The sequence below is a fragment of the Ruegeria sp. N10 genome, assembly GCF_056531545.1.
This window is the reverse complement of sequence record NZ_JBQFLY010000027.1, coordinates 14,530-30,093: the sequence shown is the minus strand read 5'-3', so window position 1 is coordinate 30,093 and position 15,564 is coordinate 14,530. Positions and strand designations below refer to the sequence as shown.

The 15,564-nt window shown below is 50.7% G+C and carries 14 protein-coding genes; 6 read left to right on the top strand and 8 right to left on the bottom strand.

Annotated elements, in window-relative coordinates; all coding sequences use genetic code 11:
• The coding region (locus ACR0JI_RS20490) for a hypothetical protein (protein ID WP_480496326.1) at positions 1-852 on the bottom strand (852 nt) is incomplete at its 3' end.
• Positions 853-1,021: 169 nt separating this feature from the next.
• On the opposite strand from ACR0JI_RS20490, the gene ACR0JI_RS20485 reads away from it, so the two are divergent.
• From ACR0JI_RS20485 to ACR0JI_RS20470, 4 genes are all read left to right on the top strand, one after another.
• A complete protein-coding gene (locus ACR0JI_RS20485; protein WP_480496328.1) occupies positions 1,022-1,243 on the top strand; it encodes a hypothetical protein in 222 nt (73 codons plus the stop codon).
• A 188-nt stretch (positions 1,244-1,431) separates the two neighbouring features.
• On the top strand, positions 1,432-2,112 hold the full coding sequence (locus ACR0JI_RS20480) for an AAA family ATPase (RefSeq protein WP_480496330.1): 681 nt from the start codon (positions 1,432-1,434) through the stop codon (positions 2,110-2,112).
• Complete coding sequence (locus ACR0JI_RS20475; protein WP_480496332.1) at positions 2,112-2,489, top strand: hypothetical protein; 378 nt, start codon at positions 2,112-2,114, stop codon at positions 2,487-2,489. The genes ACR0JI_RS20480 and ACR0JI_RS20475 overlap by 1 nt, the downstream gene beginning before the upstream one ends.
• 338 nt (positions 2,490-2,827) lie before the next feature.
• Entirely contained in the window at positions 2,828-3,034 is a 207-nt protein-coding gene (locus ACR0JI_RS20470; RefSeq protein WP_480496333.1) for a hypothetical protein, read from the top strand.
• Positions 3,035-3,036: 2 nt separating this feature from the next.
• Here the strand turns inward: ACR0JI_RS20470 and ACR0JI_RS20465 are convergent, their stop codons facing one another.
• The 6 genes from ACR0JI_RS20465 to ACR0JI_RS20440 form a co-directional block, all read right to left on the bottom strand.
• Positions 3,037-4,053: a hypothetical protein gene (locus ACR0JI_RS20465; protein WP_480496335.1), complete on the bottom strand. Its 1,017-nt coding sequence runs from the start codon at positions 4,051-4,053 to the stop codon at positions 3,037-3,039.
• Position 4,054: 1 nt separating this feature from the next.
• Positions 4,055-5,431 carry a ParA family protein gene (locus ACR0JI_RS20460; protein ID WP_480496337.1) on the bottom strand — a complete coding sequence of 459 codons (1,377 nt, stop codon included), beginning with the start codon at positions 5,429-5,431 and terminating at the stop codon, positions 4,055-4,057.
• A 53-nt stretch (positions 5,432-5,484) separates the two neighbouring features.
• Positions 5,485-6,387 carry a helix-turn-helix domain-containing protein gene (locus tag ACR0JI_RS20455; protein WP_480496339.1) on the bottom strand — a complete coding sequence of 301 codons (903 nt, stop codon included), beginning with the start codon at positions 6,385-6,387 and terminating at the stop codon, positions 5,485-5,487.
• Between the two features lie 422 nt (positions 6,388-6,809).
• Positions 6,810-7,379 (bottom strand): hypothetical protein, encoded by a 570-nt coding sequence (locus ACR0JI_RS20450; protein ID WP_480496341.1) that lies wholly within the window; start codon positions 7,377-7,379, stop codon positions 6,810-6,812.
• The gene (locus ACR0JI_RS20445; RefSeq protein ID WP_480496343.1) at positions 7,376-7,801 is read right to left on the bottom strand and encodes a hypothetical protein; all 426 of its coding nucleotides are present in this window, start codon (positions 7,799-7,801) and stop codon (positions 7,376-7,378) included. Before ACR0JI_RS20445 ends, ACR0JI_RS20450 begins: the two co-directional genes overlap by 4 nt.
• Before the next feature lie 2 nt (positions 7,802-7,803).
• Entirely contained in the window at positions 7,804-8,775 is a 972-nt protein-coding gene (locus ACR0JI_RS20440; protein ID WP_480496345.1) for a hypothetical protein, read from the bottom strand.
• 621 nt (positions 8,776-9,396) lie between these two features.
• Between ACR0JI_RS20440 and ACR0JI_RS20435 the strand changes: the two genes are divergently transcribed.
• Positions 9,397-9,711 (top strand): hypothetical protein, encoded by a 315-nt coding sequence (locus ACR0JI_RS20435; protein ID WP_480496346.1) that lies wholly within the window; start codon positions 9,397-9,399, stop codon positions 9,709-9,711.
• A gap of 187 nt (positions 9,712-9,898) precedes the next feature.
• Here the strand turns inward: ACR0JI_RS20435 and ACR0JI_RS20430 are convergent, their stop codons facing one another.
• Complete coding sequence (locus tag ACR0JI_RS20430; protein WP_480496348.1) at positions 9,899-11,233, bottom strand: DNRLRE domain-containing protein; 1,335 nt, start codon at positions 11,231-11,233, stop codon at positions 9,899-9,901.
• A 170-nt stretch (positions 11,234-11,403) separates the two neighbouring features.
• Here ACR0JI_RS20430 and ACR0JI_RS20425 point away from each other — a divergent pair, with 170 nt between their 5' ends.
• Entirely contained in the window at positions 11,404-15,528 is a 4,125-nt protein-coding gene (locus tag ACR0JI_RS20425) for a peptidoglycan-binding domain-containing protein (protein WP_480496350.1), read from the top strand.
• Positions 15,529-15,564: the final 36 nt, after the last annotated feature.

The following is a 15,564-nucleotide window of genomic DNA, read 5'->3' as shown; positions in this document are numbered from 1 at the left end:
AAAACCTCCAAATCTCAAAACATCGTTTCGTATTCCATGATAGCTTGCTAGGGCCATTGCTTCGTAAGGTGAGTCTTCATCCAAGCGCTCAGCCACCAAACTTGGGCGCTCAAGTACAAGGCAAGAATTGAGGTCATTGTTCCAAGCGTTGACGTTTGGTCGGAACGGGTGGACAATGAATAGTTCAGCAAGAAGTAGTTTCTCGGATGAATAAAGTTCCTCAAAGCTGACGTCGCTATTCACTCTAATGTTCACTAGGTCAACAAACCGAACAGGCCCAACGTTTGACACTTCTAACCCAGACGTTAGAAGGTGATTGGCTATCTCACCAAAGGGATCAAGTCGAAACACTTCGTCAATCGCCTTTTGAACAGCATCCAATTCTGCGGATGGGTTCTCATCTCTGTTTGGTGGGCGATCCTTGGGCAACTTGTTGATCATTTCGAGGATCAGCGCAGCGATAGATACATCGTTATCAGGATCAGCTATAGTGCCTTCAATTGGCTGTAGAGTTTTCAAGCGCGATTTCAGTGAAGCAACCGTTACCCTTGAAACGCTGTTTCCGCTCAGAAATTCAACTCCTGCACCCTCGATTTGCTGAGCAACGGATGAGTCTGGATAGCGTTCTAGGATGTACTCTAACGTCGTGATCGCTTTGTTAAGTAGCGCGATCCTCGTTTCGTGTTCCGTTTCTTCGTTTAGAACAACAAGGCTTTCCAATGCATCTGCCAGCAAATCGTCTGGTTCTGTCAGCGACTGAGCGCGAGCTTGCGGCCAACCCTCTGAAACCATGATTATTAACGTCAAACTAATAGCTTGTAGTAGCTGGCCAATTGTCCGCGAGATTGTCATCCAAATCGCTCCTAAAGGTTTTTTGCGGTGCCCTCGTTCTTCTACCACAATTTCGAATTTGCTGGTGCATTAAGCCCAAGTTCCATTTTTCGTTAACTTCGCTGACGGAACTATTCTCCTAAATATGATACTGCTGGGAGCAGCTTTGAACCTGACTGGAGAACATTCCATGAGCGAGTACAAACCTGGAGACAAATCAAAGGCAATCTGTCCCGAATGCGAAGCAGTCGTATCGACGACTTTCGAGGTCCGGGATGTGGTACTCGATGATGGATCCGCCATAGTGCCGGGCATTCTCGCTGGTGTCTGTGACCGGTGTGACATGGTCGTATCCATCCCAGGTCAGTCCACCCCTGCAATCAAGCAGGTCATAGATCAGACTCAGAGCTGATTTTCTGGATAATTCGGTGTTTGAAGCCGGAGCCCCTGCCCCGGTTTTTCTGTTTGTAGAGTGTAGTTATTTAATAGCAAAAAACTGCGAATAACTTCGTTTAACCTTGAAAAACGTTATTCAATTTAAATCGATAGAAACCCTGACTCTCCATTTTCTGAGTAGCCACACAGATTATGGAGATTGAAATGGCAATTGTATCAATGGCAAACCCCAAAGGCGGATCGGGCAAGACCACCTGCGCACTACTTCTGGCAACTGAGATCGCTCGCAAAGGCGGCTCGGTCACTCTGATCGATGCAGATCCAGAGCGATGGATTTCCAAATGGGGTCAGCTGGACGACCTGCCGACCGGCATCAAGATCGTGAGCGACGTCACCGCGGACGACATCATTGATAAAACTCTGGATGCTCAGGATCAGAGCCAGTTCGTGATTGTCGATCTGGAAGGCACAGCCAATATGTCTGTCGTCCAAGCAATCGGCATCAGTGATCCCGTGCTGGTCCCAACCCAAGGTTCGACCATGGATTCACAGGGCGGCGCCAAAATCATCAAGCTGATCCGGCAGCAGGCCCGTGCACTAAAGCGCGAGGTGCCCCACGCGGTGGTGTTCACCCGCACATCCGCAGCCATTCAGACACGCTCACTGTCGCATGTCCGTGAGCTGATGTCCAACGCCGGCATCCCTACCCTGCGCACATCCATCGTTGAGCGCGCAGCTTTCCGCGAAATCTTCGCCATGGGTGGAGATCTGGCCGATCTGGATCACTCCCAGGTGTCTGGCGTTGAGAAAGCAACTGTGAATGCTGGCCAGTTCGCATATGAGGTACTGGATGTCCTCAAAGCACAGGCTCAGGAGGTCGCGTAATGGCTGGTAAGCACAGAGCCGGTCTGGGAGATGATTTTGATATCCCGGTCAAACCAGATGTACAGGATCGCGCAGCGGCAGCGAGAGCTATGATGGCGCGAGCAAAAGCAGAAGGAGGTCTGGGTGACTTCAAGGACCGTGAGCCCTCTCAGCCAGCCCCTGAGGCCCCTGCCCCGCAGCCAGATGCACCCGTTGAAAACCGCAAGCCCGGACGTCCTCGTGGAACCACCAAAACCAAACGGGAGCAATTTAACTTCCGTCTGGAGGTAGGACTCAAGAAGCGCCTTGAGGATCACATTTCAGAGGCGGCCAATGGATTCGTGACGGCCTACATGGAAAAGCTCGTGGAGGAGCACCTCGAAAAGCTTGGTAAATAACGATAACTATAGTTTTTTAATAGCAGAAAATAGCTAATAACGTAATTCAATCGCACTTAACTGTGCTCAACATTATTCAACGTTGAAAAATAGCAGGTGGAGACGCGCTCTCTGTCTGTTTTTCGTTGAAATCGGGTGTCACCCCAGGGAGTATCCCCCCTATTCCCTCCAACTGGTAATTAGGGGGGTGCCCCCACTTAACCCCCTGAATCCGAGTAATTTGTTGACGTTTTGATTGATCATTTGTTTACAATAGTCGCTCTCAAGCTGATTTCTATTCTCGTCGATTGTTCTGGGTCCAATTTGATCAATTCCCACGGGTGTCGTATGATCCTGGCATGGGTATCGAGGTCATCATCTCCTGTGTCGTTTCTGCGATCATCGCAGGTATCGGTATTGGTCTGTCATGGTATGCGGTCAAACAAGGCGGGCAGATGCCAAAGCGGAATCCTGAGCGCGTGAAGCAGATCCTGAAAGACATCGACTGGTCTCTATTGGACGAGGTGATGGATCGGCCGCACAGGCGTCGCGCAGAGCGTCCGTAGGGCTACTTTACGCGCCCTGCCCCCTTGGCAATTGCTTCCAGAATGAATTCGACCTGATCGGCGCTTGGCTTTGATCCATCTTCCAGATCGATCTTGATAGATCCTCCGCGGCCGGCGGATACGCGCAGTCCATTTGATAGGGCCACCCTGCCCGCCTCTCGCGTTGCCTTGATGGGTTCTGTTTTTTTGGGGCTTCCATTCAAAGATGGTCGGCCAGCCTCGATCCAAGATTTGACCTTCGAAATGAGCGGTCGGACCTGCCGCTTTGAGAGCGTCGTGACGCTATCGCCCACCATGGCAACCAAGTCTTTCTCAAACTTCTGGACAGAGAGTGCAACTGAGACTTCCTCGCGCTTAATCCGCAGGAGTTTACCCACTGCCTCTTGGCTCCAGCCTTCCAGGTGCGATGCAATCTCACCGATGCTCAGGTATTGCTCAAAACCTGTCAGGTCAGACCTGAGTGTGTTTTCGGAGAACCGCTCGATTAAATCATCCAGTCGGCTGTCAGAATTTTCAGGTGTAACCGCGGTTACAATTGCCAATACAGGCACCCCGATTTCTTCGCACGCAGCAAGCCTTCTTCGCCCAGACTGAAGAATAAACTCCTCGCTGGATCGATGTGGAGCAACCGGATCGGGCTCCCAATTTGGGTTAGCCGGGCGCACACGGATCGGGGTTTTTTGGCCGCGCTTCTCGATATCGTCTTTGAGATTCTGGTATTCGTCATCAGGGCCCAGGCGCAGGGTCCTGTCTGATTTTACCACATCTGTGACCTGCTGCGGATCGAGAAGAAGGAATGCCCAACCGTTTTTTGCGGCATGCTTTACTTGGGCGTGATGCACCTCAAGAAGTTCGTTCGCTTTATCTAAATCCGTTCGCAATTGGCGGACCCCACCCTCCATTGCGACGGCAAGTGGGCCTGTCGCAGCTGGCGATGATTTAGGAGGTGTAACCGCGGTTACATCTTGATCAGGTCGGGGTTGAGACTTGGCTTTTTTACGTTGTGCGGTCCTGGCCATTTTACTGCTCCTCTCCCCAGCGCTCTCGAATAAACTCCTCCGCAAACCCTCTCGACGGTAAGTGTGGGAGCGCTCTTGTGACGATGTGATCATTCACTGCATTTGCGTTTTTGGTAAACGTTCTGGCAGACGCCTTGCGGCCTTCCGGCGGCGTGTACTCGTAGATCGACATGTATTGCTCAGATGCGTTGGCGACAGCCGCAGACCGGTCGTACCAGACCTCACTGATGATATCGCCGGCCTTATCCACAAGATCCGAAATTTGAGATACATCTTTTTCGTTCTCGCTCTGAACGATAGTGGGCAGAACGATATGTCCGCCCGGCCCCAGAACAATTTCTGGGTCATAGTCCACCACGAAGTCCAGGAAATCCTGAAGACTGGCCGAATAGGTTGTGAGCGTCGAAAGATCGAAACCCTTCATCGTCATCGGTACAACCAGTGTATCTGCGGCGACAACACCATTCAGCTGCATCAGTGTGATTGAAGGCTGCTGATCGATGATTACAACATCGAGCGTCTCATTGAGCGCCTGGTGATAGGCTTCCGTATCAAAACTGCCATCCTCGCGCCGAAGATCCATTGGTGTCGTCACTGGAGGATGAGCCTCCTCCCACTTCGCAAGGCTATCTTTCAAGATTCGATAGACTTTCGTTGAAGTCCCGCGGGCCATGAAGAACAGGCTGACATCTGCATTAAGAATATTTGCGCCCCCAGGAATCAGGCGGACGCCAGGCCACGGTGTCGGTTGCCAGATACCCTCAAGGTCCTCACTGGACAAAGGGGTAGGGGCCTCAGCACCGGGCGTCTCCACACCCATAAAGTCTGCGAGCGTTTTGGTATCCGGATCAAAAACATGGTTGCTGTCACCAGCAAAGTATAGGCTTGCGGTCGATTGCGGATCGCTATCAATAACGCCAACTCTGAGCCCGTAGGCCAACACCAAGTACTGTGCGAAGTGAGCGGCTGAGAGCGATTTTCCTGTACCACCTTTCTGCGCACCGAACGTAACAACCTTCAGGGGTTCTCCAGGCTTTCGCCAATGAATGTGTTGGCGCTTAAGGTGCGTCTTTGATCCCATTAGTGCACGGATCAGGCAGATGTCTCCTGGTGTGAAGCTTAACTCGCGGCCGGATCGCTGCCCCTCTGGGAAGACATCTTCGTCGCCCTTGGCAACATGGTCGAGGAATTTATGATCGACGCCCAGTAGCTCAGCCACTTCTCTCTTTGGGAAGCGCCTAGACACACGGTCTTTTAGTGTCTCTTCCCGATACGAGCGGGTATCCAGCTGGTTCATTGCATAGGACAGTCTGCGAGCGAATTCTTCGGTGCGCAGGCCGGGTGTAACCGCGGTTACATCAATATCTACTGCCGTCATCCTCAATCCTCTTACTCCCCAAATAGGGGGCGATTTGCATCAGAATACAGGAGTTAAGCCGCGACTTCAAAGCCTTTTGTGGGTAGCTGACTTTTTGTCCATTTGCCGAAATCTAGAGCAATGATACGCACCATGGCATCTTCAGGATGCTCGGATTTGGCGTTTGAGATCATGGCCTCAAATTGCAATGGAGTAGGGGGCTTCTTCCAAAATGGCTTCCATGTTTCATGGAATTTCGCGACAAGACAGACAACGCCCTTTTTGGTTATGCCGCTCTTCAAAATGGCCTGTGATTGTTCGGCTATATCAGCTTCTGAGGCAGTCACTGACAGTTTTTGCCACAGCGAGCGTAACTGAGATGTAACCGCGGTTACACCGGGCTTATCATCGGGGCGATAGATCGACATTAGCCTTTGAGTGTCTTTGATCAGCTTATTGTCGGGCTGTGCACGAAACTGACCAAATGGCACCCCATGAGTTAAGTGCCTCCATCTTTCATAGATCGATTTTACTTCACCCGTCGGCAAACCTGCCGGCGTAGTTTGTGTTTTATATGTTTTGTTTTTCTGCGTAGCAGGGCGATCAACATGGTGAACGCTGCATTCACCTTCCTGAACGGGCTTAATCTTCTTGCGGGAACGGGTCTTCACCCAATCTGTCCAGAACAGAACTTGGATCTTTAGTCGATAATTGTACCCGCTCGCCATTTTTTGAGTGAAGGTTTTAATTACGCCCGCCTCACGCAGGTCTTGAATGTACCCGCTCACGGCGGCCTTGGAACGACCCATGCTTTCACCCAGTTGTTCAAGAGAGGGCCAGCAGTAGCCTGTTTCATTCGCAAGGTTACACAGGTGGATCAGGGTGCGGAATGCGCCAGGGTTAATTTCGAGATCGAGAACTTGTGCGGGAATGGCCACAAATCCTTTGCTGGGATCTATTTGCAATGCTTCGGACATAAAGCCTCCAGTCACGCAAGAATAAGTTCTTGCGAGCGGTTACAAGCCTTGCTAACCTGATGGTGCTAACGATCAGGGTGTTTACAAGGCACTACTGAATTTAGGAGCCGGGCAGCTGCAACTGCTCGGTTTCTGTTTTTTGGGTAGATTAGTTCGCCATAGGTCCTCCTGCTCGTATGTGGCGCATATTTACGTCCACGTGCCTCATGAGATCTTGGATCTCTTATAGTATGTTTTACACCATATTGATGCGGGAAACTGGGGAGTAAAGCAATAGATTCCTTATGCTAATCATAACTCATTGGAAACTAACGTTTTTTACAGCAGTAGTTTGCACTTCTTTGGTAGGTAACGTCTCCAACAAGATCCGAATCTGATTCCTGAAAAGACACTACATAGTCTCTAATGATACGGAAAAGGCCCTAAATATTGCGGAATTTCGGTTTCTCGGGATATCCCGCCTCCCAGGCCCGCGCCAACCGAAACACTTCCTGGACCAGATCTTGACTAGCCTCGTTGTTATCCAGGTAGTCTCGCACCCTCTGCGCTGCTGCCTCTCCGTCCGGGCCCCATTGCACGTCGACAGGGATGACGGTCGCATCAGAAGCAAGCCCCAGCTCCGCCTCATCCATCAGCGTGTCCAGCAAGCGTTTCGTGTGTGTCGGATCTTCCGCATGGATCCATCCTCCACTCGCTCGTGAAACACGTTCCATGCTCTCTCGTGCCACATCGGTTGCAGCCGGGGCATCTCTGAGGTCGATATCTGATAGATCAAGAGTCTGCTGAGGCCAGCTTAGGGCAGGGTAGATCGGTGACGTCCAATAATATTTGCCAGATGCATTCAGTCCCAGCAGGGCGATCTGGGTGGGCCAGAGGCGGCCGCGGACATTAGCTGATCGGATGGCGACCATCATCTGATCCATGTCTTGAACGTCGAAATTGGCGGCCGTTAGAATCTGCGTTGCCGGGTCGATATCGTCAGATCTATTCATTCCGATGCTTTCTTGATGGCTGCCAGTGCGTCCTCAAGATAATCCTGCGGGTCGAACTCGGGGTGTGTCTCGAATTCCAAAACCTCTTTCTTGAATCGCAGCTCAAGCCTCATGACGGCCCGCCCGTCACGAACCTCTCCCGTCGCTGAGATTGTCGCAGTAAATACTGCGTGCGCCCCTGGAACCAGCTCAGAGCCCTCTTTGACGGCCTCATCAATGATTGACTGGGTCTCGTCATCAACCGGGTCGTGGTCGACCTGAAGGCTGTGTCCCTCGATGTAAAACCGGATTCCGGCTGGCCGGCGATCTTTAGGGATGCGTTCCAGGATTTCTGTCACGGTCGCAATCAACGTTTGGTGCTGATACCCAACCTCATAGCCAATCGAGCCGGCAATATCATTCCAGTCCATCGTGCGGCGCATCTCTATCTCCTTAGGCGTGTCAGGATGCGGGCGAGGGCGGCGGTGTCGCCGTCACGCACCAGATTTACGACAGATCGACCATGCTCGGCCGCATCTGGCGCCAGGATGAAATCCAAGACCGCGAGAGGATGCCAATCCCGCATCTCGCCCGCGATCTCGGCGATGTCTGGACCCAGCTGGTCAACAAGTAGCTCCTCGACGGAGGGCAGGGGAGTTTGGTTCTGTGATTGAACCGGCTGGTAATCCAGAGATGTCCGGTCGCAGACTACACACAGGCCTTGGTGCTCACGCTTACCGCGGGCGCGCTGGCCGAAATAGCCACATCGCGAGCAGGTCAGGTTGGCCTCGCGGATCATCTCCTCAGCGATCCGGTCGATCTCCGGGGTGGATCGTCGAATTGACAAGTTCAGAGCGCCAAACTTCTCCTTCGCATCTGTGATTTCTACAGAAACATCTCCATTAGATTTCATGACCAGTCCGGCCATCCTGTTGAAACCGTGAAAAATGAGAGAGTGCCAACCTCGGCCGACATTCGGCACCAGGGTCAGGCAGTTGTCCGACACCAGATTTGGGTGCCGGGTAGCGATGTCGTATTTCTGTACAGGCTGCTGGGTAAGCTTTCTGGTAGGAAATCGCTGGTGAAAACACTCGCAGCACAACGTTACCAGAAATGCAGTGATCACTTGTTTTCGTGCTGCATTGCCACAGCACTCACAAGTGAACGCGCTCTCCTGAACAAGGAATTCCAGCGTTCTTTTGTCAGCTTCCGTAGCGCTACCGTAATAGATACAGATCTCGCCAAATTTTTCTTTGATGGACAAGCTTTTCGGCAGATCACCTGGTGTCTCGGCTTCCCGCTTAATGAGCTCAAAGCGGGGCAGGGCGAGGTCGATCCAGCCCTGTCGTCTCTCTCCCAGGAGTTCTGTGATCGAGGTTTTCAGTTTATCCCAATCGAGCAGGTTGCTGTGGGTCATCGGACAATGGAGTTATCTTTTGACTCCCCGAGTGCGACATCACACATTTTGCGTACGAGATGCCAAACGCTAGACTTGCGTGGATGTCTCAGAATTTTGCCGGATACATCGCTCGGCTGAATCTCCAGGTGGGAGGCGTATCCCTCAATAGCTCGGACCTCGTAATCGGATAGGTCAGAAAGTTCTGAAATGTTGCTGGCACAGGCCTCCGCCACAGCCTGTTTGTTAACATACGCAACGACTCTCAGCATTTTTGTCTCCTAACGTTGGATTATGGTAGGAGGCGTCGGGATCGAACCGACTCGTGCACTCTTATTTGGAGCTGAAAATTACAGGGGTATAAGCCCCGCCCGCATACCAATGCTGCCTCCCACAGTAGTTTTGTGGGCTATCGACTTCAGGTCGATATTCGTTGGCAGATGGTATTCGGAATCACGATCATGCACTCACGGTATGCACGATCCGCTATCCGGTCAAGACTGCTAATTTGAATCGATTGTCTATAGAAAGCAATACAATAGATCAGTTCTTGATAGGAACATGCCCATCGGAAATGTCCAAAAAGGACTTGATGCCGTCGCGGTACACAGGTCAGGATCTGCCTGAAATAGGAGGCAGTAAATGGATCGAATAGAGCTCAGAGCGATAGCGGAAGCGATAAAAGAGGAGGCGCTAGAATCAGATTTCAGTGGGCCTGTCTTGTATCCGTTGAAGCGAGATATTTTGTGGTCGGAGCACGGATACCCAGAGTCTGACAGGGGGGTCGAAATATCGCACAGCGTCGAGTACCCGATCACATATCAACAAGCTCTCGAACTCTCGATAGACGAAATCGAGCGCCTGATTGCTGACAAATACTATGCAGCCCTCCGAAAAATGGCAGTGGAGATCGAGGAATCCAGAACGGAGGCGCTTGGACCCAGAATCGTGCATTGATGCTGTCAAACTGATCTCAACGGTGCTCAATGCTGGAGATTCTGTTTACACAATATCGGTGTTTGGACATATCTTGGGCAAAGCGGCCTCTGAGAAAAACCATCTTCAGTTGTTCCGGCTTTTTGCAAAATGGGAACGGTTGAGTCGGCATGCGGCGGCGCAATGGGGCTGGTTCTAGAAGGCGAAATCAAGGCGAAATCTTACAGATTGCTCCCGATCCAATTTGGCCCAAGAGGCTTTGCATCATAGCTGACCCGTAAAACAACTGAAGGCGCTCTTGAGGTGTGGTGCAGTCTTCAGGTGTCGCGCCAAATACGATCCAAGGCATTATGTCTAGTACGATGTGTTCTAAAGAAAAGGATACCGGATAATAGTTGAAAGTGCCGTCATTCACTCCGTCATTCAGCAAGATTTGACCCTTGATCGGATCATCGTAGAATACGTACTCGCGCCCATCGCTATGGGTGTACTTTTCTACAAGAGTCGGGTTTGGGACGTAAGATCGGTGGAATTCAGTGGCATTAAAGCCTGCCTCGGAAAAACCATTGCTTTGAACGTACTGGTAGCTGACTGTGGTCGGTTGCTGATTTGCATTCCTCCCATAGTTGAGCATGGGTAAATCTGCCCCCGAACTCCCAACCAGGAGCAACAGATCATCCAAAGTGCTTAGAATCGCGCTGATCATCTGTGTGTCACTAACTCTAGGAGAGTTTAAGAACACGCACAGAGGTCCTGAGGCATCTGTGAAATCAATCCTGCTCAGCACATTGTCCACTATACCTTGGCCGTTACTGTTTCTGAATTGCGTTTGGTACTTTGTCGCAGCGAGAGAAGGTGCAAGCAGAGGCTGTACGGGCACATAAGGATCTACCACCAGTTTCGGTCGCAAAGTTGGATGAGCCAGGGAGTTTGAACTAATGAAGGCATTCATTCTTCCGTTGTTAGTGGTCGGCCGAAGAATAACACCAAAGTTTTCTATTCCGTTACTTCGAATCTGCCAGACGTTGTAAAGGTTGGTTACATCAATGGAGTACCAACTGTTGTTCTGTGGCCGGGGCAGGGGGTTCTGCTTATCTCCCGTCCACAGGGTTGAATTTGGTCGGTCTGCCCACCACAACCGGTTGAAGTCAAATCCCGTCCCATTTGTTCTCCAATCCCAAGGTTGGACTATTCTATCCAGTTGCATCTCAACGGGAACGAACCGACTATCGGAGTAGGGCAGCGCGAATAGTTCGATTGATGCTTTTTGAGCTATTGGAGGCAGTCCAACGGTGTCGAATTCGATTAGGGCGTGATATTCGTCTCCCCAACCACCTACCCGAAGCTCGTCGTTGTCCAACCCCCCTCCGGGTCGTTTAGGATTTCCAGCGTAAGAAAACACGCTTGTCGTCCAGATATCTTTTCCCTCACTTGGACCAGGTTGCAAGACGGTTGTGCCAGTTGATGTACAAGTGTTCTGTGCGTGACTAACGCCTGAAAACAACAAGAAACTTGCTAGGGCATAGAGGAGGGTGTTTTTCATTAGGTACTCCAAAACTCATTCACAAATGCAAATCGATCCTAGAACTACGCAGGTAACCAACAACCGCTTGTAGACAATGTCACTGCAAGCCCAATACTACCAAATTTTCCTATGCTATTGAATATCAATGCCCTCGATGGCTAACCTCTCCCACATTAGTGGAAGATAAATTGGTCAAACTTAACATTGCGATTTTGGGGTGGGATATGATCAAGCGAGATAGACTTTCATCCGCGCTGCGGATGGATGACCGTTCAGTTAATAGAGCACTAATTGGCCTGATGCTTGCGCTTTTGCTGTTGGCACCGGCCTCGGCCCAAGACACGTCACAGAACTCAGCGGCACAATCTCCAGACCAGCTTTTTGTTGATGCAGTTACTCTTTATCATCAGGTTTCCGCAAAAAATGAAGAAGAGGCCACATCTGATCTTATGGAGGTCGCTCGGCTTTTTCAGCGTATCCAAACTGACTTTCCGGAATCGGCTCCCGCTTATTTGATCGCGGCCGGGGGATTTCCTGGGGGAGTAGACCTTTCGCGCCTTCCCGAATTTCCATCCGATGCCGTAAAATCAACGTCTACCGCCGTCGCCCCACAAAGTGATCCTCTCGACCTCTCCGATCTGGGTATGATGATGGCATTCTTACAAAGCCATTATCCCGAAACACTGGCAAGCCTCCAAATTGATCCGTCAGCAATAACTCAGGACGCCGTAGGCGCGCTTCAGTTAAGGATCGCCTATATGATTGCTGTTTTTGTCTCCAATGGTACCGAAGCAGCAGGTGAAGAAATCATCGATCCGTCTGAATACATGTCAGTCCTAAACGCGATGGCCGAAGACAGTGGGTTGTTAGACTCGACGACCGTTTTCTCTGAGCAACTAATAGCAGACATCACCGAGAAAAAACTGCAAGAGGTCGCGGCATCTGTTTTTGCGGATATTGTGATGTCGGGCCCTTGGCCGGAGATGTCGCCAGAGTTTCAAAACATGTTACGCGCGGGTGTCGATGCCGCCTTCAAAGAAGGTTGGGATTTGATGAAGGCGCAACAAGATCCGAGTGTTGCCGTTAGCATGGTTTTTGGTCGAGTGAAGGATGCTCGCGATATCATGGTCGCCACCAATGCGCTCAATCGGACACAAGAAAGCGGGCTGATTCAGACAGCACTCTCTATGCAAACAGCGGCCTGGTTGTTCGTCGCCTATCCCGATAGCCCAAACACCCAAAAGGCGGTTAAGGGCGCTCTATATGATATGCAAAGTGGCGTTGCCGATATTGTGGGGGAGGATGACGCTCCAGCCGTCACGCGGATATTTAACGTTGGCTTTGGAGCCTTGAGGGCGGCCTATCGAGGGGAAACAAAACGGGCAGAAAAATTGGTTGGTGACATTCAAGAAATGGGTGCGGAAAGTAATATACCTGCTTTGAACGTCGCCGATAATTTGCTTGTGATAGCCAATCTTGGACAAGATGCGCCAGCACGCGCTGCAAACATTATGCTAGGTGTAACAGATCTAGCGAATATTCATGAAGAAAATCTTGCAGCTGCCGCGCGCCGTTCACCTGTGATGGATGTGTCGTCCACGCAAACTATCCCCTCAGTTTGGGGGCCCGAAATCGTGGTGCCGACAAATCACTCAGTCTGGAATAGACGATATGACAGGCGCGAAGATCAACGTAGCGTTCTGGTTGACCTTGGTGTCACAAACCGCGCCATCGATTTTTCTGAACGGTATGACCCCGAATACATTGGGGAAGCGTTCGCCGCTGAGTTCATCGAGCTAGGAAATGTTGACCTGGTTCACATGCGGATCGGCCACGTTGCGGCGACATCTGATAGGTTCCGTCCTTCGGTCATTGTCAACGGGTCTACCGGAGTAGTGCCAGTGACGGGGCCTCCGTTCAAGATTTCGGGCACTTTCTTAGACAATGCGAGCCAGAAACTCGCTGGCAGGATTCCAAATTTGATTGGAACATCTTCCGGTGTGATGCACCGACTCTTACCTGGCGGTGGGCAACGTTTTATCGAACTGACTATGCTTAGCGATGGGTGTCGTGATTGCAAAGCCGTTGGAACATCCGTCCGGTTCATAGATTATGACGAAACTGGTCAATTCGTCCGAACAACTAATGTTGGATTGGTTGATCATTCCGTTGGCTTCTTATTTAACGCGCAGAATTCAGTGAGCGAAGATCCGTCTGGTTGGCGGCATATGGATTTTGCACAAAATGCGAAGGCCCTTCAGTACCGCCTAAACATGCTGGGATATAACGCTGGCGAGATGGACGGCATTCCAGGCCCGCAGACTCGTCAGGCTCTTATGGAGTTTCAAGCCGAGAATTGCTTGGAGATTACCGCGCAACCCAGTTCGGAGACAGTGCGTGCTTTGCAAAGCGCAGATGGCCTATCCGCGACATGTGCAAATGCCGTGGTTCCGGAGGTAATCTCCGCAAATAGTCCTCTGGTGCCAGGAACATATGTTTCGGACACAAAGTGGTGTGACCGAGACAGTATACCATATGATCTCGTGTTCGAAGTTCAGCGATTGGTCAGGCCTAGTTTTATACTGTTCGGTATTGAAGACGGTTTTGAGATTACCCGTAGCGATATCGTTAAAGGGATCACACAGCTGAAAGGCAACTATCACGTAGGAAATGCGGTAGATCCGGGGAAGTTCTTGATCGACGTTCTGTCGCCCGAGACGTATCGCGAACCTCTAGTGGGTACAGCATCAGGAGGTAAAACATATTCCAGATGCCCAAATGACAGCGTGTTGGTAACTTTTAGTACTGGCATCTCTTCGGCCCCGAACAGTTCCCAAACAGCACCAGAACAATCAATCATTCCCAGCTCGACTGGTAGACCCTTCGAACCTCCAAGAGGCTCAGAATTGCGAAAGATCATTCTTGACGCCGCTCGGCCGGACGCAGAGGCTCTCTATGGTCCAGATGTGGAGTTTCTGGTTGGCACTTTGCGGGTTATCGACGAAACAGCCTATTTAGCAGCAACGGCTCAGCGCCCCGGTGGCATTCCTATCAATGTAACCGACACTCCCGCATTTCGAGAAGGTTTGGTCGATTTGAATCTCGGAAATCCCACTGGCTTCGAAGCAATACTACAGCATGAGGCTGGAGTTTGGCATGTAAGACAATCGGTAGGGCAGGTCACTGAAGCTTGGTGGTTGGAAAACTGTTTAGACTGGGCACCGCTTTTTCCTGAGACTTGTGGCTTAGATGTTCAAGTTTCTATGCAAAAAGAGCAACGACAACCCGATGCAACAATTGAAGAAGCCTATGAAGTTACCGCAGATTATTTGAATCTTTCGCAGCCATCACTGCGTCGGAACGATCCCCGTTTTCTAAGTGGTGATGCGGATTTAGACTCTTATCTTTCTTCAGTACTGCCGGATTGGCTGGTTCCGATTGAGGTACGATCCAAAAGATTTGGTTCTACGAGTCAGGGCCGCATCAGTGTGGCCGGTGAACTATCAGTTCAGGTGGATCTTTTGAAAAAGCACCATAACGCTGAAGTAGTGATCTCCACACTAGAACGAACAGGGCTGAGCAAAGGTGTACTGGACGCGATCATTGAAAGAAACCTGACGCCTAAGTATGGACCTCCATTGTTGAAGGAGTTTCGTGTAGTTGTACCGGCGGGAACTAAACTTCCTTTCAACGGAGAACTTTCCTACTTGGATACAGTAGATGGTTTGCGAATATCGGGAAGCATAGTGTTTGAAGACTCCGGCGCAATCCCAGCTGACAGCGTGGTAGATGAGTGGGCGTATATACCAGGTTCTCATTCGATGTTCCGGGTAGCGCATGAATTGCATCGGATGGCATGGTCTCTACAGGAAGCAGCAGAACAAGTAGCCCAGGATTTCTTCAATCGATATGGACGCTCTGGAGTAACGATCAGTCAAGGACCCAATGAATATTTTCGGGTTCTGCCCTTTGCCTATGAAGCCGATTACGGTCGGATTTTAAGCTATGGCCCGATGAGCACAAAAATGCTTCACAACGGACTTGTATTAAGTTTCAACACACCTGCAAAACCACTTATATCAGGTGATTTTTCCGGGCGCACATTCACTTCAGGCCAAACTACTAATCTCGTTATGTCGTTGGGTATCGATCCAAGCGATTTATCATTAACGGGCACAACTCTGGGTGTTGGCTATATAAACTCGGACGGTAGGCAGGTTGGGATCACAAGCTTAGCTTTTCTTGACCCAAATACGGGCAATTATTCTAAGCTTGCACTGAGTTGGTCTCCGTGGGTTATTGGAGTGCGGTAATAAGCGCATAAGAAAATAAACTAGTTCCTCCAAGCC